This window comes from Parasphingorhabdus sp. (assembly GCF_048267785.1).
Classification (GTDB): Bacteria; Pseudomonadota; Alphaproteobacteria; order Sphingomonadales; family Sphingomonadaceae; genus Parasphingorhabdus.
Window position 1 is genome coordinate 109,320 of the sequence record NZ_JBLWWU010000002.1, and the last position, 18,826, is coordinate 128,145.

General features: G+C 56.7%; 17 protein-coding genes. 11 read left to right on the forward strand and 6 right to left on the reverse strand.

Annotated features, from left to right (window positions below):
- Window positions 1–82 precede the first annotated feature (82 nt).
- The 4 genes from ACN0VD_RS02580 to aroQ form a co-directional block, all read right to left on the reverse strand.
- On the reverse strand, window positions 83–985 hold the full coding sequence (locus ACN0VD_RS02580; protein WP_417591295.1) for an RcnB family protein: 903 nt from the start codon (window positions 983–985) through the stop codon (window positions 83–85).
- 400 nt (window positions 986–1,385) lie between these two features.
- Window positions 1,386–2,741 (reverse strand): acetyl-CoA carboxylase biotin carboxylase subunit, encoded by a 1,356-nt coding sequence (gene accC / locus ACN0VD_RS02585; protein WP_417591297.1) that lies wholly within the window; start codon window positions 2,739–2,741, stop codon window positions 1,386–1,388.
- A gap of 10 nt (window positions 2,742–2,751) precedes the next feature.
- Window positions 2,752–3,228, reverse strand: coding sequence for an acetyl-CoA carboxylase biotin carboxyl carrier protein (accB, locus tag ACN0VD_RS02590; protein WP_417591299.1), 477 nt, complete (start codon window positions 3,226–3,228; stop codon window positions 2,752–2,754).
- Window positions 3,229–3,248: 20 nt separating this feature from the next.
- Entirely contained in the window at window positions 3,249–3,686 is a 438-nt protein-coding gene (aroQ, locus tag ACN0VD_RS02595) for a type II 3-dehydroquinate dehydratase (protein WP_417591301.1), read from the reverse strand.
- 84 nt (window positions 3,687–3,770) lie between these two features.
- On the opposite strand from aroQ, the gene thiS reads away from it, so the two are divergent.
- From thiS to ACN0VD_RS02640, 9 genes are all read left to right on the forward strand, one after another.
- Window positions 3,771–4,766, forward strand: coding sequence for a sulfur carrier protein ThiS (gene thiS / locus ACN0VD_RS02600; RefSeq protein ID WP_417591303.1), 996 nt, complete (start codon window positions 3,771–3,773; stop codon window positions 4,764–4,766).
- Between the two features lie 327 nt (window positions 4,767–5,093).
- Entirely contained in the window at window positions 5,094–5,447 is a 354-nt protein-coding gene (locus ACN0VD_RS02605; protein WP_417591305.1) for a UrcA family protein, read from the forward strand.
- A gap of 369 nt (window positions 5,448–5,816) precedes the next feature.
- A complete protein-coding gene (locus ACN0VD_RS02610) occupies window positions 5,817–6,107 on the forward strand; it encodes a DUF1153 domain-containing protein (protein WP_417591307.1) in 291 nt (96 codons plus the stop codon).
- Between the two features lie 101 nt (window positions 6,108–6,208).
- Entirely contained in the window at window positions 6,209–7,366 is a 1,158-nt protein-coding gene (locus ACN0VD_RS02615; RefSeq protein WP_417591309.1) for an EAL domain-containing protein, read from the forward strand.
- A 147-nt stretch (window positions 7,367–7,513) separates the two neighbouring features.
- Entirely contained in the window at window positions 7,514–9,055 is a 1,542-nt protein-coding gene (locus tag ACN0VD_RS02620) for a WS/DGAT/MGAT family O-acyltransferase (protein ID WP_417591311.1), read from the forward strand.
- Between the two features lie 77 nt (window positions 9,056–9,132).
- A complete protein-coding gene (locus tag ACN0VD_RS02625; RefSeq protein WP_417591313.1) occupies window positions 9,133–10,047 on the forward strand; it encodes an SDR family NAD(P)-dependent oxidoreductase in 915 nt (304 codons plus the stop codon).
- A 25-nt stretch (window positions 10,048–10,072) separates the two neighbouring features.
- Window positions 10,073–10,531 carry a MaoC family dehydratase gene (locus ACN0VD_RS02630; RefSeq protein WP_417591315.1) on the forward strand — a complete coding sequence of 153 codons (459 nt, stop codon included), beginning with the start codon at window positions 10,073–10,075 and terminating at the stop codon, window positions 10,529–10,531.
- Window positions 10,532–10,777: 246 nt separating this feature from the next.
- Complete coding sequence (locus ACN0VD_RS02635) at window positions 10,778–11,908, forward strand: DUF47 family protein (RefSeq protein ID WP_417591317.1); 1,131 nt, start codon at window positions 10,778–10,780, stop codon at window positions 11,906–11,908.
- Between the two features lie 14 nt (window positions 11,909–11,922).
- Window positions 11,923–12,924 carry an anion permease gene (locus ACN0VD_RS02640; protein ID WP_417591319.1) on the forward strand — a complete coding sequence of 334 codons (1,002 nt, stop codon included), beginning with the start codon at window positions 11,923–11,925 and terminating at the stop codon, window positions 12,922–12,924.
- A 110-nt stretch (window positions 12,925–13,034) separates the two neighbouring features.
- Here the strand turns inward: ACN0VD_RS02640 and ACN0VD_RS02645 are convergent, their stop codons facing one another.
- Together ACN0VD_RS02645 and ACN0VD_RS02650 are read right to left on the reverse strand one after the other, a co-directional pair.
- The gene (locus tag ACN0VD_RS02645; protein ID WP_417591321.1) at window positions 13,035–13,802 is read right to left on the reverse strand and encodes an SDR family NAD(P)-dependent oxidoreductase; all 768 of its coding nucleotides are present in this window, start codon (window positions 13,800–13,802) and stop codon (window positions 13,035–13,037) included.
- Window positions 13,803–13,907: 105 nt separating this feature from the next.
- Complete coding sequence (locus ACN0VD_RS02650; RefSeq protein WP_417591323.1) at window positions 13,908–16,139, reverse strand: molybdopterin-containing oxidoreductase family protein; 2,232 nt, start codon at window positions 16,137–16,139, stop codon at window positions 13,908–13,910.
- Window positions 16,140–16,285: 146 nt separating this feature from the next.
- Here ACN0VD_RS02650 and ACN0VD_RS02655 point away from each other — a divergent pair, with 146 nt between their 5' ends.
- Together ACN0VD_RS02655 and ACN0VD_RS02660 are read left to right on the forward strand one after the other, a co-directional pair.
- Window positions 16,286–17,500 carry an acyl-CoA dehydrogenase family protein gene (locus tag ACN0VD_RS02655; protein WP_417591325.1) on the forward strand — a complete coding sequence of 405 codons (1,215 nt, stop codon included), beginning with the start codon at window positions 16,286–16,288 and terminating at the stop codon, window positions 17,498–17,500.
- 81 nt (window positions 17,501–17,581) lie between these two features.
- The gene (locus ACN0VD_RS02660) at window positions 17,582–18,724 is read left to right on the forward strand and encodes an acyl-CoA dehydrogenase family protein (protein ID WP_417591327.1); all 1,143 of its coding nucleotides are present in this window, start codon (window positions 17,582–17,584) and stop codon (window positions 18,722–18,724) included.
- Window positions 18,725–18,826 lie beyond the last annotated feature (102 nt).

The window sequence follows — 18,826 nt, forward strand, 5'->3', positions numbered from 1 at the left end:
TCGGACGTCAGCCTTGCTGTCATATAATAAAAAGACCCGTTACCGATTCAGGCAGCGGGTCTTTCTATTCCAATATTCTGTCTTACCAGAAGAAGTCGTAGATCACGTCAATGACTTCGCCGGTATAGGTATCGACCAGCAGGACATCGTCATAATAGCGGACCCAGCGGGTGCCTGCATAGGCGGTTGGTAAGCGGTAGCGCCAGGGATCGTTGATCCAGTAGCGCGAGCTGTAGAAGGCGGAACCAAGATAGACCCCGATGCTCCAGCGATTATAACTGTGTGATCGATAGGGCGAATAATAGCGGCCTAGCCGGTAATAGTTGCGATGGGTATTGCGATAGCGCCGCCAGTCATAGCGCTGATTGCTGCGCCAGTTGCGGTTCCAGTTACGATTGTTCCGTGCGGACTTGCGATTGTCGCGATAGCGTCGGTCGATCCGGCCGTCGCGGTTACGGTCCACGCGCCGGTCGACGCGATTATTGTTGTTGCGATCATAACGCCGGTCGATCTGGCCATCGCGGTTGCGATCAAAACGACGGTCTACCCGCCCGTCACGATTGGTGTCGCCGCGCCGTGCAGCGCGTTGCTGGGTAATCTGACGATTCCGGGTCGCGGACCGGGTGACATTGCGTTGCTGGGTCGCGACGCGATTTTGCCGGACAGTGCGATTGCTATCGCGTGTGGATCGCGTTGCCGACTGGCGGGTGCGATCGCTGCTGGCCGTTCGATCCGACCGGGATTGCCGGTTGACCTGTGCCTGTCCGCGATTGTTTCTGTTTTGCCCACGCATCTGCCCACGGCTGTTGCCTCGATTGGCACTGCGATTGCTGCGGCTTTCGCGTTGCAGGGCAACCTTGCCGGTCAAATCAACCCCGGCGGGATTTGCATTTGCGTTAAGGTTGGGCGCGATCTCCGCGGCAGATACCGCAGCGGGCGTCAACATCGTGGCCGCCATCAGACCGGGGACTAAAAATATACGCATGGCTTACTCCTGTTGCTGGCGACTCCGTTTGCCGCATCTGTGCAACAGGTGATAGTCTGTTAACCCTGTCAGAGTCCTGAACTGACTTGTTATGTTCAGGAAAGGTGGAGGATATCTGAACATTATTGTTCGGATATCTTCCACCCCGGACTTGATCCGGGGTCCATCACGGGTCCTGTGATCGATTTGTTTTTCTGATTGGTTTGCTGACGAACGAGCGGTGCGAACCGACGCGCTCCCGTTTGATGCAAGTTCAGGAGATGGACTCCCGCCTTCGCGGGAGAACAATCCAGCCGGGCAATCTGTTATTCCGGGCTCGCGACCCCCGCGGTACGATCCATCACCTTACCGAGCGGCTCGCGTTGAGGAGATGGACCCCGGCCTGCGCAGGGGCACTCGTTCAATCCTTCAGATTATCCTTCTCCAGCCACTTTTCCAGCCATTTGATCGTATATTCGCCGGACTGGAATTCTTCGTCATAGACCAGTTTCTGGTGGAGCGGGATCGTGGTCTGGACGCCTTCGATGACCATTTCGTCCAGCGCGCGGGCCAGCCGCATCATGCAGCCGTCGCGGGTGCGCCCATAGACGATCAGCTTGGCGATCATGCTGTCATAATAAGGCGGTATCGAATAGCCGGCATAGAGGCCGCTATCGACCCGCACATGCATGCCGCCGGGCGCATGATAGCTGGTGACCTTGCCGGGTGATGGTGCCCAGGTCTTCGGATTTTCCGCATTGATCCGGCATTCGATGGCATGACCGCTGAATACCAGGTCTTCCTGTTTCACCGATAGATCACGCCCGTCGGCGATCCGGATCTGCTCGCGCACCAGATCGAAACCGGTGATCATTTCGGTCACCGGATGCTCGACCTGCAGGCGGGTGTTCATTTCGATGAAATAGAATTCGTCATTCTCGTAAAGAAATTCGATCGTGCCGGCGCCGCGATAGCCCATGCCCTTCATCGCATCGACGCAGACTTTGCCCATTTGTTCGCGCTGCTCCGCGCTGATCACCGGCGAAGGTGCTTCTTCGAGCACCTTCTGGTGCCGGCGCTGTAGCGAGCAATCGCGCTCGCCGAGATGGATGGCATTGCCGCGGCCATCGCCGAATACCTGAAACTCAATATGGCGCGGATCGCCGAGATATTTCTCGATATAGACAGTGGCGTCCCCAAAAGCCGCCTTGGCCTCGGTGCCCGCCTGTTTCATCTGGGTTTCCAGCTCAGTTTCACTGTTGACCACTTTCATGCCGCGACCGCCACCGCCGGAAGCTGCCTTGATGATGACCGGATAGCCGACATCTGCTGCGACTTTTTTGGCTTCCGCGATCTCGCTGACCGCGCCATCGGAGCCGGGGACGAGAGGGATGCCGAGGTCGCCGGCGGTTTTCTTGGCCGCGACCTTGTCACCCATGATTTTGATATGTTCCGGCTTGGGGCCGATCCACTTGATTCCGTGCGCCTCGACCACTTCGGCAAAATGCGCGTTTTCGGAAAGGAATCCGTAGCCGGGATGGATCGCGTCCGCCCCACTGATTTCGGCGGCGGAAATGATCGCCGGGATCGACAGATAGCTGTCGGCGGCCGGCGGCGGACCGATGCAGACCGCCTGATCGGCGAGCCGAACGTGCATGGCGTCGGCGTCGGCGGTACTATGGACGGCGACGGTTTCGATACCCAGTTCCTTGGCCGCGCGCAAAATCCGCAGGGCAATTTCCCCGCGATTGGCAATCAGGATTTTTTCAATGGTCACGCTGCGAACCTCAAGCGATCACGACCAGAGGCTGGTCAAATTCGATTGGCTGCCCATTTTCGACCAGAATGGATTTGACGGTACCGGCGGTTTCGGCGGTAATCGGGTTCATCACCTTCATCGCTTCAACGATCAGCAACGTGTCGCCCACGGCAACCTTGTCGCCGACGCTGATGAAATTCGCAGCACCAGGTTCCGGAGCCAGATAGGCGGTGCCGACCATCGGTGATTTTTGAGCGCCAGCATGATCGTCAACCGGAGCGGCTTCGGGGGCCGGCGTTGCTGCTGCCGGGGCAGGAGCAGGTGCAGGTGCGGCAGCGACCGGTGCGGATACATATGTACCACCACCGCGTGCCACCTTGATCTTGCGATCGCCATCCTCGACTTCAATCTCGGTCAGGCCCGCTTTTTCGAGTATCGCGGCCAGATCACGGACCAGCTTGATATCTACGTTCATGCCTTCGCCCGTTTCTTTTTTTGCAGACATATTTCGTCCCTATGCTGTCGTTAAAATTTGCTCGCCGCATCCAGCGCGAGTTGATAACCCAAAGCACCAAAGCCGCAAATGCTTCCTTTTGCAACCGGTGCGATAAAACTCTTGTGCCGATATTCTTCTCGCGCGGCGGGATTGGAGAGATGCACTTCAATAACCGGCGTGCGGATCGCCTTGATCGCATCGAACAGGGCGAGCGATGTATGAGTCAATGCTCCGGCATTGAGAATTACCGCGTGGGCGTCTTCCGCAGCCGCTTCGTGCAGCCAGTCGATCAGATGGCCCTCATGGTTGCTCTGGCGAATGTCGACGTCAAAGCCCAGCGTCCGGGCATGGTCTTCAATCTGTCCGGCGATCTCGTCGAGCGTTTGTGAACCATATATTTCCGGTTCGCGCATGCCCAGCAGGTTGAGATTAGGTCCATTCAATACAAAGATGGTCTTTGCCGCCAAGATATTGCTCCTTCCCAAAGGCTTTTGGTTGCGACTGGCGCGACCTCTTTATATGGCTCGTTTTTGAAAAGCGAGATCAAAGACATGAAAGTTATCGAAATGGCTGAAATTCAGATACGATTAAATGGTGAACATCACCGGCTTGAATCTGGCCAGTCGATTGCCGATCTGGTGCGGTCGCTCGATCTGGACCCGGCCAAGGTCGCTGTCGAGCGCAATCGCGATATAGTAACGCGTTCGACGCTGGAGGACGTCATGGTCGAACAGGGTGACGAACTGGAAATCGTTCATTTTGTTGGCGGCGGCGCCGAGGATGATAGCTGGACCGTTGCGGGAAAGACATTCCGGTCACGGCTGATTGTAGGCACCGGAAAATACAAGGATTTTGAAGAGAATGCCGCTGCGGTCGAAGCCTCCGGCGCGGAAATTGTCACGGTGGCGGTGCGCCGCGTCAATGTCATGGATCGAAACCAGCCGGTGCTGATGGACTATATTGATCCGAAGAAAATCACTTATCTTCCCAATACTGCCGGCTGTTTCAATGCCGAGGACGCGATCCGTACCTTGCGGCTGGCGCGCGAAGCCGGGGGGTGGGACCTGGTCAAGCTGGAAGTGCTCGGTGAGGCGAAGACATTATATCCCAATATGCGCGAAACGCTCGAGGCGACCGAAGTGCTGGCCAAGGAAGGCTTCAAGCCGATGGTCTATTGTGTCGATGATCCGATCGCCGCGAAGCAGCTGGAAGATGCCGGCGCGGTGGCGATCATGCCGCTCGGCGCGCCAATCGGGTCGGGTCTGGGGATCCAGAACCGGGTCACGGTCCGGCTGATTGTCGAAGGCGCCAATGTACCCGTACTGGTCGACGCCGGTGTCGGAACCGCCAGCGACGCCGCTGTAGCGATGGAGCTGGGCTGCGACGGGGTGCTGATGAATACGGCCATCGCCGAGGCGAAGGAACCGGTGCGGATGGCGCGGGCGATGAAGCTTGCCGTCGAGGCCGGGCGCGAGGCTTATCTGTCCGGTCGGATGGGGCGTCGCATGTATGCCGACCCGTCGAGTCCGCTCTCCGGTCTGATTTAGTGTCCTAATACAGCATGATTCGGTGTCATCTGTAACTACTTGATTCGTAACAAAAGTTACATCATGTTAAATTCGTCGACCGGCGATTGTCGTTGGTCGAAGGCGACGACCGTTTGCCGAACATAATGGCGGTTTATCGAAGTCTGGATGCTCGGCCAGGGGTGTTGCCCTATCCAAGATGGTGAGGCGGGAGCATGACCCCAAGTCTCTCCGGAAAGCCCTTCCCCGGCCCACGGATATTTCGCTCCTGTGCTCACCCCATAGAGGGTAGCGCCGGTCCCCCTGTTTTCCGGCACCACCCCCAACAAATTTTTTAGGAGTGAAAAAATGTCGAAAACAATATTGACCAAAACCCTTTGTGCCGCCGCTGCGTTCGCGATAACCGCGACCGGTTTTTCCGTCGGTGCCAATGCCCAGAACCGGACGGTACGCTCGGTTGAAGTCGCCTATGCCGATCTTGATTTGACCACCGAAGATGGTCAGGCAACCCTGCAAGGGCGCCTGAAAGGAGCTGTTCGCAAGGTCTGTGGAAGCTATGACTCCAAAAATCTGGCCGACATGCGGGACCATGGCGTCTGCATGGAGCAGGCGAATGCCTCGGCCAAGAGTGCCAGCGTGACGATCATGGCCGCAGCAAAATCGGGCAAACCAGCCGAAACTGCGATGGCTATCAGCAACTAGGATAAATTGCCAAGAGCCGCAGTCCCCAACAAGCGGCCATATTCAAGCCAACCAAACTTCTAGCAACCCCGGTGTCCCTTACGCCGGGGTTGGTTTTATATGCCAGTCTGTCCATTTATTAATAATATTAGAATATGTCTATAAATTTCATATCTATATATTCTGATACTTCAGAATAATGAATGAATTTCATAATGTATATAAATATAGATTAGTAATTTCAGGATTACATCCTGTTAACTGAAGATAATAACCAAATTTTAATATATGATGCCCTATATGGGTGGAACTGTAACGGGGGCGATTATCAGATGCGTCCGTGCATGTGCATGATGAAAAAGCGCAAAACCGGATGTTGTTGGAGGTTTTATGGAAGTTCATCGGCACACAAAACCAATGCAGGTTATCGGACCATTTGGGGAAGCCTTGAGCCTTGCCGATTTGCCGACAAATAATACTACGAGATGGGTGATCCGGCGGAAAGCGGAAGTCGTGGCTGCCGTCAATGGCGGGTTGCTGAGCCTTGAAGAGGCCTGCGCCCGATATAATCTTTCGCTGGAAGAATTTTGTTCGTGGCAGGAAGCGATCGACAAGTCCGGCTTGCCAGGCTTGCGGGTCAGCCATCTTTCCAAATATCGTACCGAGAATCGGGCAAGCTAGCGAAATTCTAACACTATCGCTGATTATGTCCCTGACTACGCCGAGGTCGCACCCAATAGAAAATCCGCCCGCAGACCTTTACTGATCGAAAGCCTCACATCATGCCAAATAAACGGGTTCTTGTCGTCGATGAGGAGAGCGCCTTCACGCGACTTTTGCAAGATGATCTTGAGCAGCGTGCGATATCCGTGGCTTGTGTCTATTCTCCTGGAGATGAGAAGGGAGCGATGGCTTTTGCTCCGACTGCGGTAGTCATAGACAAAGAAATTCTCGCAAATACGTCCGCCAGCCTGATCCAGTCATTTGGCAATATTTCACACAAACTTCCGCTGGTCCTGATGACCGGAGCTGACGCCAAACTGACTCAGGACGCCTCGGATCCGGTGCAAGCGGCCAACGCGCAAATTGTTGCCACCATAGCCAAGCCGTTTGAACCCAATGTGCTTGCTGAACTGATTGATGAATATGCGGAAGTCAGTCAGCAAACCATATTGGAGTCAGAATATATATCTGCCCTGATCGCCAGCAACCGCCTGCTCGACAATCTCGTTGTCGAATTTCAGTCAAAGCATGCTCTGACAGATGGGCGGGTCGTTGGATATGAAGCCTTGTCGCGGCTGAAGACGAGGCGGGCGATCAGTCCGGCGACGATTTTTTCAGGTGCAACCGATATAAATCTGGAAATAGCGGCGACGCTGAATGTCGTCGACCAGGTGATGAAACTCGCAGGCTTGCTGAAGGGGCGGGGAAAAGGCGTGCCGGTATCGTTTAACTGCAGTGCGATATTGCTGACCCGTTCCGATTTTGTCGACGCGCTATGCAGCCGCTTGCAAAGGCATGGGAATCTATCACGGTCGGTTGTCATGGAAATTACCGAAGAGAATCGGGTTGCCAATATCAGGGTCGTTGCCGAAATCTGCCACATCCTGTCGCGATACGGACTGAAGGTGTCGATTGACGATTATGGCACGGGCCATAGCAATATCGATCGGATCGCCGCGATTTCCTTTACCGAATTGAAGCTGGACAAGGAAATTTTCTGGGCCTTTTGTGATGATCTTCTCCCGATAACGATCATCGAATCGATCATCGATTTTTGCCATATGCGGGGAGCAACGATGGTCGTGGAAGGGATTGAAACACCCTTCCATCTGGAAAAAGCGCGTCTCCTTGGCGCGGATCAGGGTCAGGGCTATTACTGGGGGCATGCAATTCCGCCGCAATATCTGGTCAGGGACTGGTGCGGATCGCCGGTCTGAACTCCCGGGGTTGTTCGAGCGTAAAAATCAACCTTCCGGCATGGTCATCCTTTCCCCTGTGCTCCCCCGATGGGAGCTTAAGGGATTCGCTTCTCTGACAGATTTGCGTTAGGCTTTGGGTCAGAAGAGCAGTTTGAGGACATTGCCATGAAACAGCTAAGCGCACTGGATGCGATGTTTGCCTACACGGAAACACCGAATACGCCGATGCATATCGGGCAATTGCTGATTTATGATCCCTCAACTGCACCGGGCGGCAAGGTCGGGTTCAAGGATATCTTGCGCTATATCGAAGGGCGTCTCGATGGTGCCCGGATTTTCCGGCAGAAACTGGTGCGGGTCCCGCTGGATCTCGATCATCCCTATTGGGTCAACGACGCGAATTTCGATCTTGAATTTCACGTTCGCCATATTGCCTTGCCCAAGCCGGGCGACTGGCGGCAATTATGCATCCAGGCGGCGCGTATCTATGCCCGGCCGATGGACATGAACAAGCCCCTTTGGGAATATACGGTGATCGAGGGACTCGACAATGTTGAGGGCGTGCCAAAGGGCAGCTTCGCCGTCTTGCACAAGATGCATCATGCCGCGATCGACGGCCAGTCCGGTCTGCAGATGACGCTTGCGCTGCACGATCTCGATGCCGAGATGAAGCCCCGGAAATTCGACATGCAATTCGAACCGGAGAAAGACCCTAATCCGGTAGCCTTGCTCGCCAAGGCCCAATTCAACAATATCGCCAATCCGGTGCGCGGGCTTCAGAATCTGCAAAAACTGATCCCGATGCCCAAACGCCTGTTCGACGTGCAGCGTGAATATCGGCAGCGCGACGATGCAAAGGGCTCTATTCCCAAGACCCGGTTCAACAAGAAACTCAGTCCGCACCGTGTGTTTGATGGGCGGGAATTTTCCCTGTCCGACATCAAGACAATTCGCGAGGCCTTCCCTGGCGCGACTGTGAACGATGTGATGATCGCCGTGGTCAGCGGATCAATGCGCGGCTATCTTGAGGCCAAGAATGACCTTCCTGACAAGACGCTGAAAATTGGTGCGCCGGTTTCGGTCCGGACCGATGATGACAAGGATAGCGCAGGCAATCAGGTGACAATGATGCAAGTCGGTGTGGGCACGCATCTTGCCGATGCGGGTGAGCGGCTGAAATTCATCATGGATGAGACCCGGCGATCCAAGGCGATGACCCAGGCGATGGGGGCAAAGACGCTGATGGAATTGTCAGGGGCAATGCCCGCCGGACTGACCGCAGCGGGAACCAAGATGATGGTCCGTGCGGGTATCGTCGATCGACTGAACCCGGCGGTCAACACGGTTGTGACCAATGTCCCGGGACCGATGGTGCCGATGTATTTTGCCGGTGCTGAGCTGGTAAAGTCCTTTGGCATGGGAATTTTGGCGGAGGGCCAAGGGCTGTTCCATGTCGTGACCAGCTATAATGGCAATGTCATCCTTACCTTTCTGGCCGATCGCAATATCATGCCCGATCCGGAATTTTACGCAACCTGCATCGCTGATAGTTTTTCCGATCTGATGGCCTCGGCTGTCAGCGAGAAGAAGGCGATTGCGCGAAAGGCCAAGGCAAAGAAGAACAAGCAGCCAAAAAAGCCGAAGAAACGGGTTTCTGCTTCTGCCGCTACGGCAGGCAGGACCAGAGCGAAAACGACGGGGAAATAGCCGCCTTGATGCTTGACTCCTGAGGCCTGATTGCGCATCGCTCCCGTTAATCATTCGATTAACAAAAGGGACTCGTCATGAGCAAAGTAGAATTTAACGACCGCGTTGCCATCGTCACCGGCGCAGGCGCCGGTCTCGGCCGCGAACACGCCAAGGAACTGGCACGCCGCGGCGTGAAAGTTGTCGTTAACGATTTCGGTGGCGCGCGCGATGGCACCGGCGGTTCCGCCACTGTGGCCGAGCAAGTTGTCGCGGAAATCGAAGCCGAAGGCGGCGTCGCCATGGCAGCGGGATGCAGCGTCACCGATATGCCTGCGGTTGAAAAAATGGTCGCCGATGCAATTGCCAAATGGGGCCATGTCGATATTCTCGTCAACAACGCTGGCGTGCTGCGCGACAAGAGCTTCCACAAAATGACCATGGAAGATTTCCAGTTCGTCATTGATGTTCATCTGATTGGCAGCGCGAACTGCACCAAGGCGGTGTGGGATCATATGCGTGAGCGTCAATATGGGCGGATCGTGATGACGACGTCTTCCACAGGTCTCTATGGCAATTTTGGTCAGGTCAATTATGGCGCAGCGAAACTCGCTCTGGTCGGTATGATGAACAGCCTGCATCAGGAAGGTGCCGGCAAGGGCATTCACACCAACTGTATTTCCCCGGTAGCTGCGACCCGTATGACCGAAGACATCATGCCGGAAGACGTGTTGAAAATGCTGGTTCCCGAAGCAGTGACGCCTGCTGTGGTCTATCTGTGCAGCGATGGCGCGCCATCCAAAACCATCTTGACCGCTGGTGCCGGCGGCTATGCGGCGGCGAAAATCTTTGAAACGGAAGGTATCTGGCTGCCGGAAGACCAGCGTAGCGCCGAGGCAATCGCCGAGAATATCGACCAGATCATGGACGAAACCGGCATGCAGGAATATGCCAATGGCGGCGGACAGGGCGGCAAATTTTTCCGCCGGATGCAGGAAGTCATGAAGGGCTAAAAGACCCGCGAACAGGAGAAATAATATGCCAACGATTAAAGCAAGCGAGCTGGAATCCTGGAAGGGCAAGGAAGTGGGTGTGTCCGACTGGGTCCTGGTGGATCAGGACCGGATCAACAAATTTGCCGACTGCACCGAGGATCACCAGTTCATCCATATCGACGAGGAAAAAGCCAAGGCAACACCCTTTGGCGGCACGATCGCGCACGGATTGCTGACGCTCTCGCTGCTGCCGAAATTGTCCTATGGCACGACGCTGGGTCTTGAAGGGACGGTCATGGGTATCAACTATGGCTTTGACAAGGTCCGCTTCCTCAATCCGGTCCGCGCGGGATCAAAGGTCCGAGGTCGCCATACGTTGGTGGACGCAGTCGAAAAACAGCCGGGCCGCTGGCTGCTGACCTACAATGTTGTCGTTGAAATTGACGGCATCGAGACGCCGGCGCTGATCGCAACTTCATTGGTGATGATCGTGGTCGGTTAGGCCGTGAATGATATCGGCAAAAGGGCTCCGGACTGATTCCGGGGCCTTTTTTCTTGGAAGTTTGAGAAAATGTAACGTCGCTCATGGCGCAAAGAGTGATCCAATCGATAACAGCATGGGCGGCGCCACGACCTTCAATAGGCCGGGCCGGATTCTCGAGATTGGGTTGCTTGCAAGAATGCTGTCGCTCGACTAGGGCCTTTCCGGATATCATGAAGCCAAAATCTGTCTTGGGGGGAGTTTGCAATGTCGATACGGCAGATCGCCGCGCTTCCTTATAAAACTGATGATCCCGCCATAAATGCGCCGGCGCGCATCATGCTGATCACCTCCCGCGAGACCAAGCGCTGGATCATTCCAAAGGGCAATATCGGATCAGGTCAGCTGCCCCACAGCGCCGCTGCACAGGAAGCGGAGGAAGAAGCGGGGATATTGGGCGCAACCTGCCCGACACCGCTGGGCAGCTATCGTTATCGCAAGAAAAAGCGCAATGGAGCGTCGGTCTGGATCGACGTCAGCGTCTTTCCGTTTGCGGTGACCGAGGAACTGCAAACCTGGGACGAACAGCATGAACGTGAACGTCGCTGGTTTTCGCTGGAGGATGCTGCGGAGGCGGTCGACGAAGAAGATTTGCGCAATCTGATCCGTTCCTTTGGAGCGGCTGATTTCTGGGCTGCCACCCGATCCGCCAATATTATCGATACCGTCGCACAAAAAACAGGGGTCAATACAATGTTTGCCTGGTTCCAACGCCTGCTTCCGCATCAGGGGAATTTTTTCGACCTGTTTGAAAGGCATGCCGCGACTTTGGTGGCGGGGGCCGATGCGCTCGCAAGGTTACTCCAGGGCGGCAAAGGAATGGGCGACCATATCCGTGAAATTGTTGAACGGGAACATGATGCCGATGAAATTACCCGTGAAGTTCTGAACACCGTGCGCCGGACGTTCCTGACTCCCTTTGATCGCAGCGCCATTTCCGACCTGATCGCTTCAATGGATGATGCCATTGACGAAATGCAGAAAACCGCTGGTGCGATTGAACTATATGACGTCCAGAGCTTCGATCAGGAAATGATCGATATGGCGGCAATTATCGTTGATGCTGCGCGCCTGACCGCAGAAGCCATGCCGCTGCTTCGTGATGTTGCCGACAATGGTGACCGCCTGCACGAACTGACCGAGCGACTGGTGCGGATGGAAGGGCATGCGGACGAAATCCACGCAGCAGGACTCAAAAAACTGTTTCAGGAACATGGTGAAACAGACACGCTCCGTTTCATCATCTTGCGGGAACTTTACCAGCATATGGAGCGGGTGGTCGACCGGTTTGAAGATGTTGCGAACGAGATCGATGGTCTCGTGATCGACCACGGCTGAAGCGGCCCGGGACAATGGACAACAGCATCGCTTTCCCGCTCCTCTTCGGACTTGTCGTGCTCGCGCTCGCCTTTGATTTTCTCAACGGTCTGCACGATGCGGCCAATTCCATCGCGACCGTGGTTTCGACTCGCCTGTTGTCACCGGTCGCAGCGGTTGTCTTTGCCGCATCCGGAAATTTTGCCGCCTACTGGCTGGTCGGACTGCATGTGGCGGAAACCGTTGGCAAAGGTATTATCGACAAGGATGTCGTAACGCCGTCGGTTGTATTTGGTGCGCTGATCGGTGCGATGTTCTGGAATGTGTTAACCTGGCTCAAGGGCATACCGTCTTCCTCAAGCCACGCACTGATCGGCGGTCTGCTGGGCGCCGGTATCGCACATGCCGGTTTCAGCGCGGTGGAATCGTCCGGCACAATCAAGACACTGGTTGCCATCTTCCTGTCTCCGATGATCGGTTTCTTGATCGCAATGGCACTGATGCTGGTGACCGCATGGCTGTTCAAACCCTTACAACCGCGGAAGGCAGAAGGAATTTTCAAGGGCTTTCACCTGATGTCATCGGCGGCCTATTCGATCAGCCATGGCGCGAATGATGCGCAAAAGACAATGGGGATTATTGCAGTCCTGCTCTATTCAACCGGCTATCTCGGTGGCGAATTTTATGTCCCCAACTGGGTGGTTATCAGCTGTTATGCGGCGATATCGCTGGGCACGCTTTCGGGCGGCTGGCGGATAATCAAAACCATGGGCACCAAGCTCACCAAACTCAATCATCACAACGGATTTTGTGCATCTACGGCAGGCTCACTTGTCGTATTCGGTGCCTCGGCAATGGGAATTCCGGTCTCGACGACCCATGCCATCACGGGCAGCGTGGTTGGTGTGGGAGCGGCACGACGGGCCTCGGCCGTACGGTGGAGCGTTGCCAGCCGGGTCGTCATGGCATGGTTCATCACCATCCCCGCGAGCGCGGCAGTGGGCGCTATCTTCTATTTGCTGACCCGCCTGTTCTGACCCGTACGATACCCGTATGATTCAGCTAGCAATCTGCTGCCGTGACCAGATCGACCGGGAAAAACGACGAAGGTCGGCGAAATGGCGGTGCACGTTTCATGGGCTTTGTTTCAAGGCTTTCCGGCGATCCTGATGCATTGGCCGGTCACCCATTCTGAAGCTGGCGCGCACAGATAGAGCGTCAGTGCGCCGATATCCTGCGGCGTGCCCAGCCTTCCCGCGGGCAGACCCAGCTTGTCCTCAAAACCGATGAAATCCTCGTCGGTCATATTCAGCGCCTTTTTCACCGTGTCGGTCGGGACGAAGCCCGGGAGGATCGCATTGACTCGCGTTTTCGGACCGAGCTCATGGGCGAGCGTCTTTGTCAGCATCAGCACGCCGGCCTTGGCCGCACTATAATGGCCGCTGCCGGGGAACGGCTCCTCTGCGGCCAGCGAACTGGTGTTGACGATCCGGCTGCCCTCGCCGAAATGCTTGCAGGCGGCGCGGACGCCATGGAAGACCGATGTCAGGTTTGTCGCCAGCGTCTTTTCCCATTCAGCTTCATCCAGTTCGGTCAGCGGTGCCGAGACCAGCGAACCGCCAGCATTGTTGACCCAAATGTCGAGCCTGCCAAATTCATCGACCGCGCGCTGGGCGAGGGCATCCATGTCCTCTGCGGTGGTGACATCAGTGGCTTGGGCGATGGCCTTTCCGCTGCTGTTGCTGGCGTTGATTTCATCTGCGACGCGGCTGATCTCGTCCAGACTACGCGAAGCGCAGACGACATTGCATCCGGCATCGGCCAAGGTCTTGGCCATCCCTTCGCCAATGCCCCGGCCCGCGCCGGTGATAACGGCAACTTCGCCGGAAAGATCGAATAAGGGATTGGTCATCATGGGTCTCCTTAAAATTACCGTTCGTTCTGCGCTTGTTGACGGACCATTCGCATCAAGCCGAATGCTTCGACAGGCTCAGCACGAACGGGTCCGGTGCAAAGCCGGTTATTCCGCTGCCTCCAGCACTTTCGCCTGTTTCGCTCTTACCCGAATAGGGATGGCGCTCATCAAGGGGATGCCGGTGCGCTTGTCATAATCGCGGTCGTTGAACGAGAGCCGTCCCGTGTTGCCGCCTGCGCCGAGCGGGTCTTCTTTCTCGTCCGGGTTGGTGCCCCAGCTGTGCGGTGTGGAGACGCAGCCGGCGCGCACGGTCTTGTCGGCCTTGGCAACGCAACTGATGAAGGCGCGGGCCGATTCCAGTTCGACCGGCTGGTCTTCGGACAGGCCGAGCGCTTCCATATCGGCGGGGTTCATGAAGGCCGGATGATGCGGCACGCGTTTGCGCTGCACCGGATCTTCGTGCCAGTTGCTGTTGTGGATTGCGGTCATCCGCCGCCCGATCATCCGGAAGGGGAATTCGCCATCCTCGACCGGTTCACCCAGCTTGGTGGCATATCCGGCGAGCTCTTTCATCATCGCGGCATTGCCGACCGACAGCTTGCCTTCCCAGCCGGCCGGTTTGGGTTGCACGAGCAGGGCCTGAGCTTCGACAATCTTGCCCTTTTGGACCTCTTCATCCTCGTACAGCTTGGCGATATCGGCGGGGCAGCCGTTGAGCGATGCGCTCCACGCGCTGATCGGATCAGGGGTTTCGCCGGGCGGGAAGGCCGTGGCCTTTTCCTCGCGCTCGTCGGGATGGGCGAGCAGAGCCCAGGATTTGACCTTGATCGTCTTGTCCATCTCGGACGCCACCGCGTGGATGAACTGATATTCTTCGCACAGGTCCGAGCCTTCGGGCACATCCATGATCGGCAGGCTGGCCTGCGCATAATTATTCTCAAAACCCCAGCCAGCGCCGAAGCCACCGTAGATTTCGGGCGCTGCCGTGTTGCCGTGCACTTCATAATGCAATTTGGGCGCGATGACATAGTCGGCCAGCTCTGCGGTCTTCGACATGCGCGGGTCGATGCAGACCAGCAGATCAAGCGCCTTCATCGCCTCGAACGTCTTGAGCTGGTCTGGCCAGGCAAGCATCGGATTGCCGCCGAGACAGATCAGCGCTTTTACCTGCTTGTCGCCGGGCGTCAGGATCTCGTCGGGCAGCGCCGAGGTCGGCATGCCGGAAATGCTCTGTTCCAGATCGCGGCTGTGCAGCTTGCGGCCGAATCCCCAGGCCGGGATCGGGCCGGGCGTCGCGGCAATCGGCGGGGCGGGCTTGGTGAATACGCCGGTGCGCCGATTCAGATCGCCTTCGCGCAGCCAGTGGCCCATGATCGAAGTCAGCGCGAGATTGAGATATTCGGTGATATTGCCGCCGCCCGACATATTGGTGCCAGTACCGCCGCTGATGCTGGCCTTTTTCCAGCTGCCGTACATCCGCGCCGCGCGGACGATATCTTCTGCCGCTACGCCCGCACGGTCGGCGGCCGGTCCGGCGTCAAAGGGCTGCACGGCCTTTTTCAGCGCCTCGAAACCGTCGACATCCCCGGCGACGAAATCCTTGTCGTACAAACCTTCGTTTATGACCACCTTGGCAATGGCGCCGAGCAGGATCGGGTCCTGACCGGGGCGGCATTGCAGGTGGATGTCGGCCTGGCGCGCGCTGTCGGTCACCCGCGGATCGATTACGATCAGCTGCATGCCGCGCTTCTTGGCGTCGTGCAGTTTCTTTGCCGGATTCATGCCCAAGCCACCGTTCATCGACACCACCGGATTGGTGCCGATCAGCATCAGCCCGTCCCAGTCACCAACCCGCGGCGCGCCGGCCAGCCATGGCCCGATCAGCGCGCGGGCAATGCCCTTGCCGGGCTGGTCGATGGTGACGCTGTCATAGATAGAGGTCGATCCGATCGAGTCCATCAGTGCCAGCATGAAGGCATGGGCATTGACATTATTATAGCCGAAGGTGCCGACATAGGAGGCGATGCTGTCCGGGCCATGCTCCTCGACAATCCGCTCGAGCCGCGCGGCAATATCGCGCGCGGCGTCACGCCAGTGCACGGCCTGCTTTTCGCCATTTTTCATGCCGGTGTAGCTGGTCAGCAGGCGCGTGTCGAAACTGTGGTAATTGGCCAACTGCCGACCCTTGATGCAGCTATAGCCCTCGAACTCGGGATTATCCTTGTCACCGTGGGTCTTCACCGGCAAGCCATTTTCGAAATCGACGATCAGGCCGCAATGGGCGTGACAGGCCCGGCACATCACATGCTTTTGTCCGGTGAATGCTTCGCTGACCATATTTCTCTCCACAGTCTAATTTAGCAGGGTGAGGCCATTGCTTTTTGCAATTTAATCGTTCAATTAACCCAGCAGTGATTCAAGCAATATCGCAGACGACGGGGCCGAACCACTGGCCCTATTGATAAGAATTTGGGAGCAAGATCATGGCCGATAAACCGAGTGCAGCCGAACTCAAGGATTATGCCGAACAGGCAGATGCCTGGTTCAAGGAGAATACGGTCCGTGATCCCGGCTTCATGCTGCCGCTGACCTTCATGGAAGTGTCAACCGACCAGCAGTTCGATTTTCTTCGCGACTGGCAACGCAAGGTCTATGAAGCGGGCTATCTCGGCGCCAGCTGGCCGAAGGAATATGGCGGCGGCGGATTGCACAGCGAGTTTCAGCGTGCTGCCACAAGGGCAATGAAAAAATATGATGCGCCGATCATGCTCAACGCGATTGGCAATGGCTGGGCCGGACCGCTGATCCTCGATCTCGGCACCGAAGAGCAGAAGCAGAAATATATCAAACCGATGCTCAGTGCCGAGGATATCTGGTGCCAGGGCTTTTCCGAACCGGAAAACGGATCGGATCTGGGCAACGCCCAATTGAAAGCCGTGAAGGATGGCGATGAATATGTCCTCAACGGCTCCAAGATATGGACCTCGCTCGGTGACCGCGCGAAATATATGATCCTGCTCGCGCGCACCGATTTTGATGCGCCGAACAAATATGCCGGTCTCAGCTTCTTTCTCAATCCGATGAAGATCGATGGCATTACCACCAGCCGGATCAAGAAGCTTACCGGTGAATATGGCTTCGTGCAGACTTTCTTCACCGATGCCCGCATTTCCGCCGACTGCCTGTTCGGCGGCGAGGGCAATGGCTGGTCGATGGCGATGAAGACGCTCGAATATGAGCGCGGCGCAAAGGTCAAACCGGTCGGCGGTTTCTTCGTCAAGGAACTCGACGTGATGGAAATTGTCGAACTGGCCAAAAATTCGGTTCGCAATGGCAAGCCCTTGCTCGACGATCCGGTGATGCGCGACAAGATGACGCAATATATGATCGATATCCAGGCGCTGAACCTGAACAACACGCGCCGGCGGATGCCGCAGCTGATGCAGGACAAGCCGATGGGACTGCCGTTGATGAACAAGCTGGCCCGCACCGAGCTGATCCGCGAACTGACCGAATTCTCGCTGGCCTTTCAGGGCACCAAGGCGGGCTATTATGTCGGTGACGAGAACGCGATCGACGACGGTTACTGGCATCGCAGCTATCTCAACAGCTTCTCGGCCACGATTGGTGGCGGGACCTCGGAAATTCAGCGCAACATTGTCGCAGAGCATGCGCTGGGTCTGCCGAAAACGCGATAATATAAGGTTAGAAACCCGTTCGTGCTGAGCTTGTCGAAGCACTTTTTACAAAGACCCTACGACAAGCTCAGGGCGAACGGAATGAGAGACGAGGATGAAATGGATAATCTAGGCACAATCGGGACAACCGAAGAGCAGATTGAACTGATGGACGTGGCGACCAATTTCTGTCGCGACAAAAGCCCGGTCGAAAAGGTCCGCGGGCTGATCGACGATGATCTGGGCTATGATCCCGGCATCTGGAAAGAAATTGGCGAGCTCGGCTGGCTGGCGATTGCGATACCGGAAGCGCATGACGGGGTTGGCCTGTCGATGGCGGAAGTCGTGCCGATTGCCGAGCAGATGGGCCGCAATCTGATGAGCACGCCTTTTGGGTCGACGACGCTGGCGGCACAGGCTTTGCTGGCCGGTGGCAGCGAAGCGCAGCAAGCCGCGTGGCTACCGAAAATCGCGGCGGGTGCAGCGGCAACGCTGGCCCTGCGTGAAGACAATGGCGATTGGGATCTGTCCAATATCGACGCGACCGGTGTCGAGAGCGGCAATAATGTGAGTCTGTCCGGCAAGAAGCAACTGGTGCTCTGGGCTGACAGCGCGGAACTGATCATCGCTTCGGTGAAGATCGACGGCGCGGTGCGCTTTGCCCTGATCGAACGCTCGGCGCTGCCGGAAGGATCGCTGCGCCGCGAGACGGTGATCGACGAAACCGCGCGCAGCTATGAAGTGAATCTGGACGGCGTGACCGTGTCGGCCGATGCCCTGTTCGACGCGGGCCGGACCCGCGAGACGCTGGAGAAAATCGAACTGGCTGCGGGCCTGATCCATGCCGCGGAAATGACCGGCGGCGCGCAGGCGGTGATCGATTATACGCTGGAATATCTCAAGACCCGCAAGCAGTTCGGCAAGATCATCGGCAGCTATCAGGCGCTGAAACACCCTACGGTGAACAATTATGTCGAATATGAAAAGGCGCGCACGCATCTGTACAGCGCGGCACACAGCTGGGGCGATCAGGGACGCGGCGAGGTGGCCGTGCGTATGGCGGCGGCGCAATCCCATTCGAGCTATTCCACGGCGGCGGACCGGGCGATTCAATTTCATGGCGGCTTTGGCTTTACCCATGATTGCGACGCCCAGCTGCATCGGCGCAAGGCGATTTTGTCAGGTGCCCTGATCGGCGACGCCGCCTACCAGCGGTCGAAACTGGCCGGATTGTTGTTTGACTAGGAATTGCATGAGCAGTGCTCCTGCGGAGGCAGGAGCCCATCTCTTGCCATAGCCTCTATACGCAATTTCAGGAGATGGACCCCGGCCTTCGCCGGGGCACAA

Excerpts from the sequence above, each read along its gene's own strand:
- thiS (WP_417591303.1), top strand. The coding sequence starts at position 3,771 with ATGAAAGTTATCGAAATGGCTGAAATTCAGATACGATTAAATGGTGAA.
- ACN0VD_RS02605 (WP_417591305.1), top strand. The coding sequence starts at position 5,094 with ATGTCGAAAACAATATTGACCAAAACCCTTTGTGCCGCCGCTGCGTTC.
- ACN0VD_RS02655 (WP_417591325.1), top strand. The coding sequence starts at position 16,286 with ATGGCCGATAAACCGAGTGCAGCCGAACTCAAGGATTATGCCGAACAG.
- ACN0VD_RS02625 (WP_417591313.1), top strand. The coding sequence starts at position 9,133 with ATGAGCAAAGTAGAATTTAACGACCGCGTTGCCATCGTCACCGGCGCA.
- ACN0VD_RS02635 (WP_417591317.1), top strand. The coding sequence starts at position 10,778 with ATGTCGATACGGCAGATCGCCGCGCTTCCTTATAAAACTGATGATCCC.
- ACN0VD_RS02640 (WP_417591319.1), top strand. The coding sequence starts at position 11,923 with ATGGACAACAGCATCGCTTTCCCGCTCCTCTTCGGACTTGTCGTGCTC.
- ACN0VD_RS02610 (WP_417591307.1), top strand. The coding sequence starts at position 5,817 with ATGGAAGTTCATCGGCACACAAAACCAATGCAGGTTATCGGACCATTT.
- ACN0VD_RS02660 (WP_417591327.1), top strand. The coding sequence starts at position 17,582 with ATGAGAGACGAGGATGAAATGGATAATCTAGGCACAATCGGGACAACC.
- ACN0VD_RS02650 (WP_417591323.1), bottom strand. The coding sequence starts at position 16,139 with ATGGTCAGCGAAGCATTCACCGGACAAAAGCATGTGATGTGCCGGGCC.
- accB (WP_417591299.1), bottom strand. The coding sequence starts at position 3,228 with ATGTCTGCAAAAAAAGAAACGGGCGAAGGCATGAACGTAGATATCAAG.
- ACN0VD_RS02580 (WP_417591295.1), bottom strand. The coding sequence starts at position 985 with ATGCGTATATTTTTAGTCCCCGGTCTGATGGCGGCCACGATGTTGACG.
- ACN0VD_RS02630 (WP_417591315.1), top strand. The coding sequence starts at position 10,073 with ATGCCAACGATTAAAGCAAGCGAGCTGGAATCCTGGAAGGGCAAGGAA.
- ACN0VD_RS02645 (WP_417591321.1), bottom strand. The coding sequence starts at position 13,802 with ATGATGACCAATCCCTTATTCGATCTTTCCGGCGAAGTTGCCGTTATC.
- ACN0VD_RS02620 (WP_417591311.1), top strand. The coding sequence starts at position 7,514 with ATGAAACAGCTAAGCGCACTGGATGCGATGTTTGCCTACACGGAAACA.
- ACN0VD_RS02615 (WP_417591309.1), top strand. The coding sequence starts at position 6,209 with ATGCCAAATAAACGGGTTCTTGTCGTCGATGAGGAGAGCGCCTTCACG.